This is a genomic window from Streptococcus halichoeri (genome assembly GCF_009870755.1).
In the GTDB taxonomy this organism is placed as follows: domain Bacteria; phylum Bacillota; class Bacilli; order Lactobacillales; family Streptococcaceae; genus Streptococcus; species Streptococcus halichoeri.
On the sequence record NZ_WLZU01000009.1, the window covers coordinates 18,772 to 35,653 of the forward strand.

General features: G+C 41.7%; 10 protein-coding genes. 2 read left to right on the forward strand and 8 right to left on the reverse strand.

The annotated features are described in order from the left end of the window. The first annotated feature begins 149 nt into the window (after positions 1-149). Entirely contained in the window at positions 150-3,227 is a 3,078-nt protein-coding gene (locus tag GWD08_RS03545) for an ATP-binding protein (protein WP_159564244.1), read from the forward strand. 213 nt (positions 3,228-3,440) lie between these two features. Here GWD08_RS03545 and GWD08_RS03550 read toward each other — a convergent pair whose 3' ends face one another. The 8 genes from GWD08_RS03550 to GWD08_RS03585 form a co-directional block, all read right to left on the reverse strand. Further along, positions 3,441-4,430, reverse strand: a complete 990-nt coding sequence (locus GWD08_RS03550) for an arginase family protein (RefSeq protein WP_159549347.1) — start codon at positions 4,428-4,430, stop codon at positions 3,441-3,443. Between the two features lie 42 nt (positions 4,431-4,472). Continuing rightward, positions 4,473-5,720 (reverse strand): bifunctional folylpolyglutamate synthase/dihydrofolate synthase, encoded by a 1,248-nt coding sequence (locus GWD08_RS03555; RefSeq protein WP_159564245.1) that lies wholly within the window; start codon positions 5,718-5,720, stop codon positions 4,473-4,475. 219 nt (positions 5,721-5,939) lie between these two features. Further along, the gene (hutH, locus tag GWD08_RS03560) at positions 5,940-7,481 is read right to left on the reverse strand and encodes a histidine ammonia-lyase (RefSeq protein WP_159564247.1); all 1,542 of its coding nucleotides are present in this window, start codon (positions 7,479-7,481) and stop codon (positions 5,940-5,942) included. A gap of 12 nt (positions 7,482-7,493) precedes the next feature. Further along, positions 7,494-8,837: an APC family permease gene (locus tag GWD08_RS03565; RefSeq protein WP_159564249.1), complete on the reverse strand. Its 1,344-nt coding sequence runs from the start codon at positions 8,835-8,837 to the stop codon at positions 7,494-7,496. Between the two features lie 653 nt (positions 8,838-9,490). Then, positions 9,491-11,164: a formate--tetrahydrofolate ligase gene (locus tag GWD08_RS03570; protein ID WP_159564251.1), complete on the reverse strand. Its 1,674-nt coding sequence runs from the start codon at positions 11,162-11,164 to the stop codon at positions 9,491-9,493. A gap of 22 nt (positions 11,165-11,186) precedes the next feature. Continuing rightward, positions 11,187-11,813, reverse strand: coding sequence for a cyclodeaminase/cyclohydrolase family protein (locus GWD08_RS03575; RefSeq protein WP_159564253.1), 627 nt, complete (start codon positions 11,811-11,813; stop codon positions 11,187-11,189). Positions 11,814-11,826: 13 nt separating this feature from the next. Beyond that, on the reverse strand, positions 11,827-12,726 hold the full coding sequence (gene ftcD, locus GWD08_RS03580) for a glutamate formimidoyltransferase (RefSeq protein ID WP_159549362.1): 900 nt from the start codon (positions 12,724-12,726) through the stop codon (positions 11,827-11,829). A gap of 166 nt (positions 12,727-12,892) precedes the next feature. Further along, positions 12,893-14,926, reverse strand: coding sequence for a urocanate hydratase (locus GWD08_RS03585; protein ID WP_159545330.1), 2,034 nt, complete (start codon positions 14,924-14,926; stop codon positions 12,893-12,895). 209 nt (positions 14,927-15,135) lie between these two features. Between GWD08_RS03585 and hutI the strand changes: the two genes are divergently transcribed. Further along, positions 15,136-16,407 carry an imidazolonepropionase gene (hutI, locus tag GWD08_RS03590; protein ID WP_159564255.1) on the forward strand — a complete coding sequence of 424 codons (1,272 nt, stop codon included), beginning with the start codon at positions 15,136-15,138 and terminating at the stop codon, positions 16,405-16,407. Positions 16,408-16,882 lie beyond the last annotated feature (475 nt).

A 16,882-nucleotide genomic window follows, 5' to 3' on the forward strand; every position in this document is an offset into this window, starting at 1 on the left:
TCAGCTCCTAATCTGACCTAGTCCTTCTTTTGGACCAGATGGAAATCTAAAGCGGTACAGTAAGTAGGTTAAGGACATCCTCTGCTGAGTTGCATTCTGCTTTGTTTTAGAGTATAGTTAGGTTAACAAAGGATTGGAGGCGCTTTCACATGGTAGCTGACTTAAGACTTACTTTATTTGGACAACCATCCATTTGCCAAGGAGAGCGTGAAGTCTTCTTCACCTTTTCAAAAATTAACGCCCTCCTCTACTATCTTGTCATCAACGAGTCTGTCAACCGTGATGAAATTGCTGGTATGTTATGGGAGGATAAGGACAACCAAACAGCAAAGAAAAATTTGCGTAATACCATTTACCAGGTCAATAAAATTTTGGGTGCCGACTATGTAATTGCTCCGAGTCGCTCTATCTTAACCTTAAATCCCGCTTTGCCGATTTCTAGTGATGTGGGGCCTTTCCTAGCTGATCCCGTTGCTAATCTATCCCTCTATCAGGGTGAATTTCTTAAAGGGTTTTATTTAAAATCAAATGAAACGTTTGATTTGTGGCTCAGCAAAATGCGGACTTATTTTGAACAGTTATACATCAAAACCTCCTATCAAAAACTTGACCAAATGATGGAGACGGCATCGGTAGAAGAGATTGAGGCTATTTTGTTTCAGTTAATGGCTATTGATGAATTTGAAGAAAAAAATTATCAATTATTAATGTCACTTTATCAAAAACATCACCGTTATGGCAAAGTAATTGAAACCTACTATCGCTTAGTCAATCTCTTAGATAAAGAACTAGGAATTAGCCCAAGTGACGCATCACAGCAAATTTATGATGAGGTGGTTGCCAAAGATCGCAATCAGCGTAAGGTGAAACAGTTCTTACGTAATACCAATCACTTTTTTGGTCGGGTGACGGAAATTAAACAGCTAGAGGCCTTTTTTGATTCTGTCTATAATAGTCAACGTGCGCACACCATTGTACTTGTTGGGGGCACGGGTATTGGTAAGCGAACTGTAACCAGGCAAGTTCTCGCCAATCAAACCAAGCATTTCCAAATGGTAACTACTGAGTGTGACCATCAATCAGATGATACAGCTCGTACCCTCTATGAAAACCTTTTAGATGGCCTTGGTGATTTGGCGATTCAACATCAATTAATGTCCACCAATCAGTGGCAGGCTCTTATGCAAAGCTTTTTCTTCGATTTGTATCCGCTAGATACCCTCACTCAACAAGCAAAAGCCTTGTCTAAGCCAATGGACTGCAAAGCTATTACCCATGTGATTGTCACTATTAGTAAGCGTATTGCTCAGCAAAAACCTCTTGTCCTGCTTATTGAAGACATTCACTGGCTGGAGCAAGACAGTATTTACGTACTCCACACCATGATTCAACAACTCAGTGAGTATCCTGTGGCCTTTGTCTTGACCAAGCATCTTAGCACAACACCTCACCTAGAGCAGTTCCTCAATCAGCTAATCTACCATAAACAGGCTGATATTATTACCCTACAACCATTGACGCAAACTGAAAGCCTGCAATACCTTCATCAGAAATTAGATCACCTTTCTTTAGCTCAAGATACTTTCATCCAAGCTTATGAATTGAGTGAGGGCAATCCCTTCTTTCTAACTGAATATGCTGCGCAATTGGCCACTGATAAGCACTTTTCACCCCTGACGCCTGCAATTAAAGCTAAATTTGCCTTGAAAATAGATGTTATCAACAGCCATGAAGAAGCTCTTCTTCACTATTTGGCCTGTTGCCGTAAGCCTGCCCCGATTGGATTGCTAGCGCAACTACTGACTTTGTCTTTAGAAGAAACCATCAATCTAGTAGAGAGCTTATCGCGTCACCATCTCATCATTGAAGAATGTCTGCACGATAATATCACCGTCTGCTTTCATCAGCGACTCTTTGGTATTTATTGCTATGAAAAATTATCTCTTGCTAAAAAGCGCATGCTGCACGCGCAGATTGCCCAAGCCCTAGAAAGCAATCTCAGCTTTTTTGCTCAGCCATCAATAGCATTTGAAGACATTGCTTATCATTACCGGCAAGCTAAGCAGCCGATTAAAGCTTTAAGCTATCAGCTGGATTTTATCGAAGCTCGCTTGCATTTACATCATGAGTTATTTCCTATTTATTCACAAATCTTGGACCACTACCCCCAATCTGATCAAGGGACCCCTTCTATTCAACAAGAGCTTGCTGCCCTTCAAAAGCAATTGCAAGACTTAGAAAAACGTTATGAACAAAGCAAGGATTTTCAAGGTTTACAGCTACGTTTTCTCTATCTGGAAGGCTGTTATCACATTCGGATTGGCCAGTATGAAAAGGGGATTGCTAATATTCAAAAAGTCATTGCTGTAGCCACAGATTTGCATCACACCTCTTACTTATTAGAAGGCTATAGGCAATTAATTTATTATTGCATCCAAGTAGAAAATATTCCTGAGATGAAATATTATACAGAATTGGCCTTGGAGGCTGCTGCTCAGGCCAATAATCACGAAGCTATCGCACTTAATCTGCGACTCAGTGGTTTGTACCATCTGATTATTGGCAAGCTTGATCAAGCTATTCAGCAGCTGAATGCCTCTATTGATTGTTTTAGCCTGACTACGTCACTTCAATCCAAATACCCCATTCAAATTGCCGCGGCTCTGGATTACCTGGCTGAGATCCAGCAAATGCGTGGCTGCTTTGAGCAAGCAATCGTTTATCAGCGCAAAGCAATCCAGCTAACCCATAATAAGCTTAGTGAGCCATCTATTATCTCATTTTACATCGGTCTTGGTATTTCCTATTTTTATCAGGGCAATTTTTCAAAGGCCGCTGACATTTTTATGCAATCAAAAGAGGCCCTCAAAACTCTGCGCTTTCCATGGAAAGAAGCGCAATTAGAAGTGTACTTAACCTTACTAAAATGTGAGCAGGGAGATTATGGTGCTGTCAGTGAGCTCTTTGCCAAAAAAGACGAACTTATCTCCCTTTACTCTAATCCACGTGACAAGGGAATGATTTACTATGTTTTAGCCTTAACCAAGTATAAACTTGAGACCAATCACATCACGTGTGACACTTTGGTGAGCTGTTTGACTGATGATTTTAGTACCTATTACCACATTGCAAAAAATCACTTGAATCCTTATCGAGATTGCCATTTTCTCAAACGCTTAGAAAAATGCAAGCAAGCATTAACAAGCAAAACCACCAAAAAAGCCTAGGGCATCTCCCCCCTAAAAGGAAACAGCAAAAGTAAGAGTCACTAGCATGTTTAGCTCTTACTTAACTTTGGGTCGGTAGAAGTCAAGTTTAGGCCAAAAAAAGCAGTAACTTGAATCATTCTAAGTCCTAAACCGTTGGTGTTGCCCCTATCGTAGCAGCAAGTCCCAAAACGTTCTGGGGATATAACAAAATCCTAAGCTTGTTTAGCGATGTTAATGTATTTGGGCTAAGATTTGTGTCAGGTAAAAAATATAGGTGGCTGCCAAATTAGCTGTGTGCTGATCAATGTCATGTGGAGGTGAGACCTCAACAAGATCAAAACCAATGACTTTGCCACTGGCTACAATATGCTGTAAAACCATTAAAGCCAGTTTTGGATCTACTCCCAAAGACTGAATGGCACTCACACCCGGGGCACTGCCCACAGCAAAGCAGTCCATATCAATTGTCAAATACACATAAGCTTGATTCTCTAAAAAAGTATCAACGATTTGACAAACTTTTTGGTAGCCCATTTGATACATATCTTGACCCGTTAAAAAGGAAATGCCTTTTGACTTAGAAACAAAGTCAAAGAGAAATAGATTGTTATTATGCTCTTGAATGCCTAAAACTAAGTAAGGAAAAATATCATGATGAGCCACATTGTCATCGAACATTTGGCGAAAGCCCGTGCCAGAATTAGGACCGGTTTGGTCATAAGGGCGTAAATCAAAATGGGCATCCATATTAATAACAGCTAATGGCTGGTTTTTAGGAAGGGAAGCTTTGAGTCCTAGATAGTGGCCATAGGCTGTACCGTGACCACCGCCTAAGACAATCGGACGAATATTGAGCGCTCGCATCCGCTCGATGGCTTTGGCTAAGCTTAGCTGCATTTCTGCCAAAGATTGGTTGGGCGCATCAATGTTGCCCAAATCAAAGACAGTGACATGCCTTCCGAGATGCCAGGGCATTTTAGCGATTTGACTGCGAATAGCATCAGGTCCTTCCACTGCTCCGACCCGTCCATGGTTAATATAGACCCCTTTATCGCTCTTAAAACCAATAAGGCCAAAGTTAATGCCTTCAAGTGGTTCTAAATCAGGGTTATTTAAATCAAGAAATTGGATAACCATACCCCATTTAGCATTGTATAGATTGTCATCGTCAATGCCCCGTTGATAATAGGTAGCAGTCATCGGAAAATAATGATCAAGCATCAGTCAATCCTTTCTAAATAGTTGGTTCAGTTGCTTTACTTGCTATTTTGTTAAATACGCCCGTACTTGCGAAATAAAGTATAAAGAGCCTGTAATCACATAAAAATCTTGCTCACTACTAGGATCAATCTCTGCAAGCCAAGTCTGAAACTGTGCTACTTGGTGATAAGATTGAGGATAAGCAGATAAGGGTAAACTCTTTGGAAAGTCAAAACTCGTGACAGTAACCTGTCCAAGGTGACTTAGGGCAGCCAGCATAGGCTCAATCGGCTTATTCTTAATAGCCGCAACCAAAATATGGATCTTTTTTCCTGCAAACTGTTGCTCTAGTAAAGCCACCAGTGCAGCAATGCTTTCCATATTATGGGCACCATCTAGCATAAGGTTTGGTCCCATAAATTCTGTCCGGCCTACCCATTGGCTACTTGCCAAGCCCTGGCGAATATGCGTCAAACTGACTTGAGGAAAGTCTTTTTGCAATAATAACGCTGTCATAATAGCAAGGCTGGCATTGCGCTTTTGATGTTGACCTAGCATAGCTAAATGGAGATTATCTAAAGTGACCTCCTGGTAATGAAAATCAAAACCTTGCTCATGGAGATTTATTGTAAACTCGCTCCCTAAAAGATAGAGAGGACTATGACTTGCTTGACAACTGGCTCTAAAAGCGAAAAGAACATCTGGGCGGTCTGCTGCCAAGATTAACGGCTCACCATTTTTTAAGACGCCGGCTTTTTGCTTAGCAATTGCTACATAGCTCTCACCTAAGAGGTCTTGATGATCTAAGCCGATAGAAGGGCAAACAACCGCCAAGGCCTGAAAGACATTTGTGGCATCCATCATTCCCCCGACTCCTGCTTCAATAATGGCAATGGCCACAGGCTGCACACGAGTAAAGTACAAAAACATCATCACCGTGATGATTTCAAATTCTGTTGCGGGAGCATAGAGCTTTGCCTGATCCAAGCGTTCGACGACTGGCTTAACCTGACTAACCAAATCAATTAATTCTTGCTCAGTCATCATCTGGCCATCAATGGCAATGCGTTCTCTAAATTCCACAATATATGGTGACGTAAAGGTGCCGACTTTATAGCCACTTGCAGTGAAAATGTGCTGAAGGTAGGAAACAGTCGAGCCTTTGCCATTGGTGCCGACTGCATGAACAGCTGCTAGATGGCGCTCAGGGTTATCAAATTGTTCCAGTAACCACTTAACACGTTTTAGGCCTGGCTTTTCACCTTGCTTAAGGCGGCTATGGATCCAAGCCAGTGACTCTTGGTAATTCATGTTTACTCCTTTTATCTGATGCTGTATGGGCTGAGCTTGCACCTACATTATAAAAACTTGGTTAGTCCTTGTCAATCCCACAGCAGCAAAGCAAAAAGATAACTATACAAGAAGAGTTTGCCGATAAGCTGACAAACTCTTTTAAAATACGAAAACTTAGTAATGGGGTGATGAGGTTACTTGTTGGTTTAGCTGCAAACCCTTAAAAATAGTTGAAAACTAATACTGAATGGATAGTTGGACAGCTTGTTCCACACTTGCTAGAAATTCCTCACTTTCAACAACCTTTGAGGCCTTATTCAACTCTTCGTAGATTTCAATATCCTTATCAAAGGCAATAAAGTTGATATTTTTACGAATCATATCATAAGCAGGCTGGGTTCCCTTGCCTAATCTATGATTTTCAGGCTTCAAATCCAAAGCCTGACAGGCAGCCATTATCTCAGTAGCAACTATCCGGCGAGCGTTTTGCAAAATTTGGCCTGCCTTACGAGCAGCCGTGGTTCCCATGCTGACAAAGTCCTCTTGATTTTCACAAGACGGTATCGAGTCCACACTAGCTGGATGCGCCAAAATTTTATTTTCAGAAGCCAGGGCAGCACAGGCATATTGGGTAATCATAAAGCCTGAATTTAAACCTGGGTGTTTGACTAAAAAGGATGGTAAATGGCTGAGCTGGCTATTAACAAGCCGCTCAACACGACGCTCAGAGACATTACCAATTTCTGAGAGGGCGATGCCTAAAAAATCAAAAGGTTGAGCCATTGGTTCCCCGTGGAAATTACCACCTGAGATGACCTTGCCATCTTTACAGATAATTGGATTGTCCGTAACAGCATTGATTTCGATTTCGACTTTGCTTTTCACATAGGCAATCGAATCTTTGCTTGCACCATGAATCTGTGGTATACAGCGAAGCGTATAGGGATCTTGTACCCGCTGTTGACTTGCTACAGTTGTATTGCCTGAACCTTCTAACAAATGACGAATATTATGAGCTGTTGCTAGTTGACCACTTTGTGGTCGAATGGTATGCAAATCGTCATCAAAGGGACTAGAAATACCATTGTGAACTTCTAAGGATAAGGCCCCAGCAATATCTGAGAGTTTCAATAATTGAATGCCATCATAGGTTGCCAAAGCACCGATCGCTGTCAAGACAGTGGTTCCATTAATCAAAGCCAGACCTTCTTTAGCAGCCAAGGCAATCTTTTGAATACCTGCTCGCTCAAGTGCTGCTTGACCAGACAGTAATTCGCCTTGATAGTAGGCCTGACCTAAGCCAAGCATTGGTAAAACCATATGGGCTAAAGGAGCCAGGTCACCAGAAGCTCCTAGGGAGCCTTTTTCTGGAATATAAGGATGCACACCCTTATTCAATAATTCCAAAAGTTTTTCAATGGTTGACAAACGAATACCAGAATAGCCCTTAACTAAAGAATTAATCCGAATAAGCATAATTGCCCGAACAGCATCTTCTGGCAGCGGGTCACCAAAACCACTCGAGTGGGTCCGAATTAAATTTTCTTGGAGTTGAACGGTGTCCTCAGGAGAGATACTGACATTACAAAGGGAGCCAAAGCCAGTCGTCACCCCATACACAATCCGTTTTTCATTAACGATGTCATCAACAATTTTTCGAGAAGCCTTAACATCACATACAGCTGATTCAGCGATTTGACAGTGGACGCCTTTACGTGCTACTGCTATGACATCTTCTAGTGTTAAACTTTTGCCGTCTAAAGTAATCATTTCTGACATAATCTTTTCCTCCTATTGAACGTCATGATGGCGGACCTTCCGAGAAGAGTCCTTACGCCCATGCATAAAGAAATAAATCGTACTTGCGATAGCAACCCCGATAAGACCATAAACCACATTCATCACATTATCACCGATAATCATCAATAGACTGATCACAACAGCGACAATGGGGATGACAGAACCAAAGGGCACGCGAAAAGTAAGCTGGGCTTTTGGTTCTAGTTTCCGCATTTTGATAACTGCTAGTGCAGTGGGAATATATTGGAAGAAGCGAAAGACCACACTAAGCGTGGCTAATTTTTCAAAGGTCCCCGTTAACAATAAGACAATTGCAATGCCGCTTGAAATGGCAATAGCCACTGTAGGAGCAGCATTTTTATTTTGCTTAGCAATAAAAGCAGGTAGGAGGCCCTCATCTGCGATGGCAGCACCGTAACGGGGAACCATGATTGACTCCCCCATATTAAGCCCGGTGATAGAAATCAAGGCGCCAATTGAAACGAGCCAAGCGCCAGCAGGACCGATCATTTTGACAAAGGCATCCTGTACTGGGGCCTTGGTGGACATGATGGCTCCCCCAAGCATAGCAATGGTTCCACCAATAATAAGCATGTATAAAATGGACACAATTGTGATTGAAGTTAAAATAGCTCGTGGGACATTCTTTTGCGGATTTCGCATTTCTCCTGCAACAATAGAAAGTGTTTCAAAACCGATAAAACCGTAGAAAATATAAACAGCTGTACCTGAAATCGCACTAAATAAATGGTCACCAGCTTGTAATTGTAAAAAGGGGGTAAAGTTACCAAGACCATTTTTGAAAAAGAAAAGCGTACATGCTGAGAAGGCAACAATCGGAATGAGTTTAGCAATTGTTGCTGTAATCGTTAAAATTTTTGAGGTCTTTAAACCAGCAATATTCATCAAAGAAAGCAAAATCACTAACCCGATACTCAAGGGGACATTCCAGCCTTCCAATGTCGGAAAAGTAATAATGAACATTTTAGCAAAACCAGCAGCCATTGCCGCCCAAGCAAAAATGGTGACGGCCCAGCCTAAAATACCAACATTAAAACCAATAAAATCGCCAAAGGCTCGCTTGGAATATTGAAAAGCTCCGCCATTTTTACCAAAGTAGCCAGCAACCTCAGCAAAACAAACCGCAAGCATAATGGTAAGGATGGCCGTTCCGGCCATGACTGCAATCGAAGCCGGTCCTAATCCCTTATAAATGCTTTGGGGAAGTAGAAAAATCCCTGAGCCAATGACCGCATTTATGCCATAGAGCGTCGCGCCACCCAAGCTGAATTTAGCGTCTTCGCTTTCAGCTACACGTCTTTTTTGTGAATCCATAATCATGCTCCTCCTTAAAGAGCCCATAAGCACACCAGCCAAATCCCATTGTTAAATGCTAATCCTACCCCAAAAGCAAATGAATTGCTGCTGCCTTTGCCATTAAAGGAAATGATGCTTTAAATCCTGCTTTCCTTACTTATTACAATGAGACTAGCTTCTTAGACTATTGCTTTTTAGCTGCTGCTAGATAGCCATACGGATTAAACAAAAGCAGGGATGGGTTGCAGGGGCTAACCACTACAAATAGGATGAAAGTTACTGGCCAAGGCTCATAACTAACCATAATAATTATTATACCTTAATTTATCATCCCTGCCTTTACCATGCTTGCTATTTCATTTTATTCTTCCAAATAAGAAAGGAGGCAATCATGGCGCAAGCAGTTTTAAGAGGCGATTAACTAGTAAAATTAATGGCCCAATCAAGCATTAAGGTTATGGGATGAACAGCTGATCAAACACTAAAGGATGCTAGCGGCAATCCAAAGCTAGCCGCTGGTACAGGATACCTAAAACACCTCTTAGACAAAAGCAAAAGACTAAGCAAAGTGCACGTGATCGTTATTAAGCCTTGTTTCTTGAACCGATTGACGCTTAGTCATCATTGCGTTTGCAGTTACTAGAACAACTATTGTAACAATTATGTCTTACTTAGAAAAGGCCTGTGATATTGCCAGCATCATCAATATCAATTTTTTCACTTGCTGGTTGTTTTGGTAGTCCTGGCATCGTCATGATGGCTCCAGTTAAGGCAACAATGAAGCCTGCTCCTGCTGAAACTTTAAGATTGGTAATCTTGATAGTAAAATCTTTTGGTGCACCAAGTTTTTTAGGATCATCAGAAAAGGAATATTGTGTTTTGGCCATACAAATAGGGTAATGACCAAAACCAAGCTCTTCTAATGCCTTTAATTCTTTACGGGCTGCAGCTGTTAGGGTAATGCCCTTGCCACCATAGACTTTAGTCACAATTTTAGTAAGTTTCGTTTCAATGCTATCATCTTCTTGATAGACAAAGTTAAAATGATGATCTCTCTGGGCTAGTGCAACAACTTTTTCTGCTAGTTCTCGACCACCGGCTCCGCCTTTTGCCCAAACATCTGAAATAACAACGTCTACTTGACGTTTTTCACAGGCATCATAGACAGCTTGCAGTTCTGCATCGGTATCTAAAGGGAATTTATTAAGAGCAACAAGGACTGGCAAGCCATACACTTCTTGAATCGTTTCTAGATGCTTATCTAGATTAGGAAGGCCTGCTAAGACAGCCTGAACATTTTCAGCACCCAGATCTGCTTTTGCCACGCCACCATGCATCTTTAGGGCCCGAATTGTAGCCACTAACACCACTGCTGCTGGGCGAAGGCCTGCAAGCCGACATTTGATGTCAATAAATTTTTCTGCCCCAAGGTCTGCCCCAAAGCCAGCTTCTGTAACGGCATAATCGGCATATTTCAGGGCTAATTTGGTGGCTAAAACACTGTTACAACCATGGGCAATATTGGCAAAGGGGCCGCCATGGATGATTGCTGGAGTATGCTCTAGAGTTTGTACTAAGTTAGGATGAATAGCATCTTTTAAAAGCGCAGCCATGGCACCCGCAGCTTTTAAATCTCCAGCTGTAACTGGAACCCCTTGGTCATTATAACCGATGATGATTTTCTCAAGTCGTGCCTTTAAATCTGATATGGAAGTGGCTAAGCAAAGGATGGCCATAATTTCTGAGGCGACAGTGATGTCATAGCCGTCTTCTCGAGGTACACCATTAACCTTACCTTGCAGACCATCTACAATATGCCGTAATTGGCGATCATTCATATCCACAACACGTTTCCAGGTTATCCGGCGGCTATCAATCCTAAGTGTATTGCCATGGTGAATATGGTTATCAATTAAAGCAGCTAAGAGATTATTAGCCGCACCAATCGCATGAAAATCACCCGTAAAATGCAGGTTAATATCTTCCATTGGTACTACCTGGGCATAGCCTCCCCCAGCAGCACCGCCTTTCACACCAAAGACGGGACCTAAGGAAGGCTCACGTAAAGCAATGACAGCTTTTTTGCCAATGTGAGTGAGTGCATCTACCAAGCCAACAGAGGTAGTGGTCTTACCTTCACCTGCTGGTGTTGGTGAGATGGCTGTGACGAGAATGAGTTTGCCGTCTTTTTGCTTATCTAGCCTTGCTAAGCGTCTGGCATCAATTTTGGCTTTATAGTTTCCATAAAGCGTTAAATCATCTTCTGCAATGCCGATAGACTTAGCAACTTCAAGGATTGGTTTCATGGGCACGGAGTTTGCAATTTCAATATCTGATTGAACCATAATGTCTCCTTTTCATCACTATTTATAAATTGTTTTCAATTTCTTGATAAATCTTATCTGCAAGTTGGCTTCCTTGATCTAGCAAAGCCTGAGCTTGGCTCTTATATTGTGCAACAAAAGCCGCATCCTTAATAGCAGCTAGATTAATCAAAACGTTTAACCAAGCGCCTTGAAGTCCTGCCTTGAGATTTAAGGCCGCCACACCCAAATCGCTAGCTGCATTAGTATTGGAATGGCCAACGGCTCGATTGGTAACCTCAATTGCTTCAACAATTTTGCTCATCATCTCAAAAGGTGACTTAGTTGCTTCTTGTAGAGCCTCTTGCATAGCTTTTTGGCGAGCTGCCTTTTGCTCATTGGTCGCTTTAGGTAGCTCAAACACAGCAGAAACTAAATTAAAGGCTTGAGTATCTTTATCAATCGCTGCCAGTAAGTCTTGTTGCAGCCTTTGACTATCTTTGTGAATCGCAACCACCAAATCTTGCACTGCTTCATATTTCTTCTTACCCAGTGTCAATTCACAAACCATTTTGGTTAAGGCAATGCCGCTTGCAGCAGAAAGAGCCGCAGCCGAACCACCGCCAGGAGCTGGGGCGTCTGAGCCGAGCATTTCTGCAAAATCGCTTATAGTTAATTCAACCAATTTCATCGAACTGCTCCTTTTAATCTAGTAGATGATTTTCAAGTATTTGTTTGTGGTAATCAAACGCTTCAACCTGCAAATAATATTCCGCACAATCAACCAAAGCTTTAGCTGGTGCTAAGCCAATGACTTCTGAGCCAAGGATAGCAACCCCATAACGACGAGCCTCAAATTTTATGGTTTCAAACGTTCGATACAGGGAACATTTTTCAAAATTCACCATATTCATAGAAACTTGAGCAATCTTGCGGTCTTCTAGCATTAAACCTATAGCCTTGCAGTATTTGTACCCACCACTTGATCCTCGCAATATTTTTGCTATCTTTTTAGCAATCTCAACATTGTCTGTATCTAGATTCACATTAAAAGCAACCAAAGGCATTCTTGCGCCTACCGCAGTCACACCAGCTGTGGGATGAATGCTACGATCGCCATAATCTGGAGCCCAATCCTCTTCTTGCAGCTTTTTAGGCATTCCTTCAAATTGACCTTTCCGTACTTTAGCAAGATTTTGACGTTCTGGCCGACTAGCAGAGGCTTCATACAAAAAGATAGGAATATGCAACTCCTTATTAATACGTTGAGCAACTTGCTTAGAAATGTCAATACATTCTTGCATGGTAATGGATTTGATGGGCACAAATGGACAGACATCGGTTGCCCCCATTCGAGGATGTTCACCTTCGTGCTTCGTCATATCAATATGTTCAGAGGCATATTTTACTAGCTGAAAAGCTACCTCTTGAATACTCTTTTCATCTCCAACTAGAGTAAAGACGCTACGATTATGACTCGCATCCGATGAGTAATCAAGGAGTGTGACACCTGGAATACTTTTTGCTACTGCAACTAACCCATCAATGACCTCTTGATTCCGTCCTTCTGAAAAATTGGGAATACATTCTACAATTTTTGCCATAATTTTTTCTCCTTAAAAGCTTTTTTTACATCACAAGATTGGTCAAAAAGTAGCCTGCTAAAAAGCTTTGCACTGTCACTAAACAGAGATGTCACCCTGAGCCTAGCTACGATGAACTGATAAAAAGCTAGGGCAGACTACTCTTGATCAAAACTAGGCAAATCACCTACTCATCAAATAATTTTTGAACAGAAGCTTCTACAAGTGCTTCATCTGTTAGATAGGGGATAGTAATGTGGTCGCTTCCTTCTCGTAATTTATTATATTCAATAGCAGTTTCAATAGCGTGTTCATTGCGAGCCCAGTTACGACGAGCAACACCTCCCATGGTATCCCAAGCAATCGCCGATTTAATAATCTCATCAATTCGTTTACTGCCATCAAGGACTAAGCCAAAACCACCATTAATGGCTTTTCCAATCCCTGTACCACCACCATTATGGAGAGCCACCAAGCTCATACCACGCGCAGCATTTCCTGCATAGCATTGAACCGCCATATCTGCACAAACATTGGAACCATCCTTAATATTTGAGGTTTCTCTAAATGGAGAATCTGTCCCTGAGACATCATGGTGATCTCGTCCAATCATGACCGGACCAATCTTACCTTGACGAACCAACTCATTAAATTTAAGCGCGATATTAACCCGACCCATACAATCTTGATAGAGAATGCGAGCTTGGGTACCAACTACCAGCTGATTTTTCTCAGCATCACGAATCCAATTATAGTTATCCCGGTCTTGATAGCGACGATTAGGATTAATAACAGCCATCGCAGCCTTATCTGTAGCCACCAAATCATCATGGTTACCACTCAAGCAACACCAGCGAAATGGGCCATAGCCATAGTCAAAAAGCATTGGTCCCATAATATCTTCTACATAAGAAGGCCAGATAAAACCATCCTTATCATCAATACCATTCTTTGAAATTTCTGTAATTCCTGAATCATAAACAGCCTTCATAAAAGCATTGCCATAATCAAAAAAATAAGTTCCTTTTGCTGTCAAGGCTTTAATGGCTTGGAAATGGCGTTGCAAGGTTTGATCCACCAATTGGCAAAAGTGCTCCTTGTCTTTGGCAAGCAAGTGAGTTCGCTCAGCAAAACTAATGCCTACTGGACAATAGCCACCATCATAGACATTATGGCAGGAAGTTTGATCTGACAGTAAATCCACTGGGATGTCATGATCATTGACATATTCGAGTAAGTCAACAATATTACCATGATAGGCAATTGAAGTGGATTGTTTGGCCGCTTGAGCCTCTTGGGCAAGAGCGACTGCTTCTTCCACAGATTCGGTTACTTGACTCACCCAACCTTGGGAATGCCTGGTTTCAATCCGTGATGCATCTACTTCAGCAATGATAGCTACTGCTTTAGCAATTTCTCCTGCCTTCCCCTGCGCTCCACTCATACCACCAAGTCCTGAAGAAATAAAGAGTTTGCCGGTTAAATCACCATCATCTGCAATACCTAATTTGAGCCGGCCAGCATTCAACAGAGTGTTAAAGGTTCCATGCACAATCCCTTGTGGGCCAATGTACATCCAACCACCTGCTGTCATTTGACCATAATTGGTAACACCCATTTCTTCAGCAATTTCCCAGTCCTTCATGTTGTCATATTCTCCAACGAGCAGGCCATTAGTGATAACCACACGGGGAGCTTCTGGTTTAGATTTAAAAAGCCCAAGAGGATGCCCTGATTCCACGACTAGGGTCTGTTCCTCAGTCATCACTTCAAGGTATTTTTTAATCAGATTGTACTGCATCCAATTGGCACAAACAGAACCTGTTTCCCCATAGGTAACTAATTCATAGGGATAAAGGGCAATTTCAAAGCTTAGGTTATTGTCAATCATCACTTGCATCGCCTTTGCTGCTGTGCAATTCCCCTTATACTCATCAATTGGCTTACCATAGATGCGTTCTTTAGGGCGAAAACGGTAACCATAAATGCGGCCACGAGTTTTTAATTCTTCGAGAAATTCAGGAATCACTTCTGCGTGATATTTTTTAGGGACATAGCGCAGTGCATTTTTTAGAGCTGTTTTTGTTTGTTCTTGAGTCAAACGAAAACCTCTATTAGGTGCACGCCGAATGCCTTCTTGAAAAACAGTTTTTTCAGGTAACACATCATCCAATTTTACTGTCATTGCTGCTGCAATCTCAGCTTCACTATAATGAGTCATAGCAAGTCCTCCTGTCACCATCTCTACGATGCCATTATTTTCACCCATAGTTTAGGCAGTCATCGCCGATTAATTGTCAAATTTTATAAAAAAATGATTTTAAGGTGCCTAGTTGTAATCCTCTAGCATTTTTGACTTAAATTTGACGTTTAAGACCTACTATTTAGACAGATTAAGATATAATAATAGAAAAAAAGGAGTTGTCACATATGATTGCAGATTTAATTCTTGTTCATTTCAATCAGATTTTTGCTCCTCATGATTTGGGACATCCTCTGTATGGGGCGGAAATGAGAGAAGCTGACATCATTGAAGATGGTTACATCGCTATCAAAGATGGGAAAATTCTGGCCATCGGCAGTGGTCAGCCAGACAATGAACTGATTGGCCCGGCTACACAAATAAAAGCCTACAATGGTAAAATTGCAACTCCAGGTATCATTGATTGCCACACCCATCTTGTCTATGGGGGGAGTCGTGAACACGAATTTGCCCAAAAATTAAATGGTGTCCCTTATCTTGAGATTCTTGCTCAAGGGGGTGGGATTTTAAACACTGTGCGCGCAACCCGTCAGGCAGATTTTGATACCTTATATGATAAAACCAAGCGATTGCTAGATTATATGCTCCTACACGGTGTCACTACTGTTGAAGCCAAAAGTGGCTATGGTTTAGATTGGAATACGGAATATCGACAATTAGAGGTAGCACAAGCTTTAAACAAGGATCATACTATTGATCTTGTTTCTACCTTCATGGCTGCGCATGCTATTCCACCAGAATATCAAGGACGCTCGAAAGAGTATTTGGACTTGATTGTTAATGATATGCTTCCACTCGTTAAAGGCCAGAACTTAGCGGAATTTTGCGATATTTTTTGCGAAAAAGGCGTTTTTACAGCTGATGAATCACGTTATCTCTTAGAAAAAGCCAAAAAATTGGGCTTTAAACTGCGCATTCATGCCGATGAAATTGCATCAATCGGTGGTGTTGAGGTGGCCGCTGAATTACAAACCACTAGTGCTGAACACCTGATGATGGCCACTGACCAAGGTATGGAAGAATTAAGCAAAGCTCATGTAATTGGTAATCTATTGCCTGCCACAACCTTTAGTCTTATGGAAGATACCTATGCTCCAGCCCGTAAAATGATTGAAAAAGGCATGGCTATTACCCTATCAACCGACAGCAATCCCGGTTCTTGTCCAACTGCAAATATGCAATTTGTCATGCAACTAGGGTGCTTTATGATGCACTTAACGCCAATTGAAGTCCTAAATGCTGTCACTATAAATGCTGCATATTCTGTCAATCGACAAGAAACCGTTGGTAATTTTGACAAAGGAAAAGAGGCAGACATCAGTATCTTTGACGCCCCAAATATTGACTATTGCTTCTACTTCTTTGCCACCAATCTTATTCATCAGGTCTACAAAACTGGTCAGCTCGTTGTCGATCAGGGTCGACTTACCGATAAATAAACCAAGTCACCTTCACCACTTTTTAGAGATCAATTGACAGACCTACAGCACAAAAATCAAGACATCTAGCATCTAAAAGGAGCGCGCTCATAAACAAGCCCGCTCCTTTTGTATCATTGGTCAAAATATGTGATTCCTTGCAATTAAAAATAGTTTGACGGTAGCCCAGTAAAGAATTAGTCACAACGGCTCTAATTGTTTACCTTTTTTGCCAAAGCGATCTTACTACTGCATTTTTGCTTGACTACCTTTGACCAATCAAAAAGCATAGACTATACGAAACAATAAAAGCTAAACCGATGGTCAGCAAAAGAGCTAAACACTGTCCCAAGAAGTGTTGTGGTAGGCAGCAGGCTGTTAGGAAACTACCGGTGAAACCACCCAGGCCATTGATTGCAACAGAATCAACCGCATCATTGACGGCCGCTTTTTTGGTAAGAAACTGTCTTCCCCAATAACTAAGTGCACTGCTAAG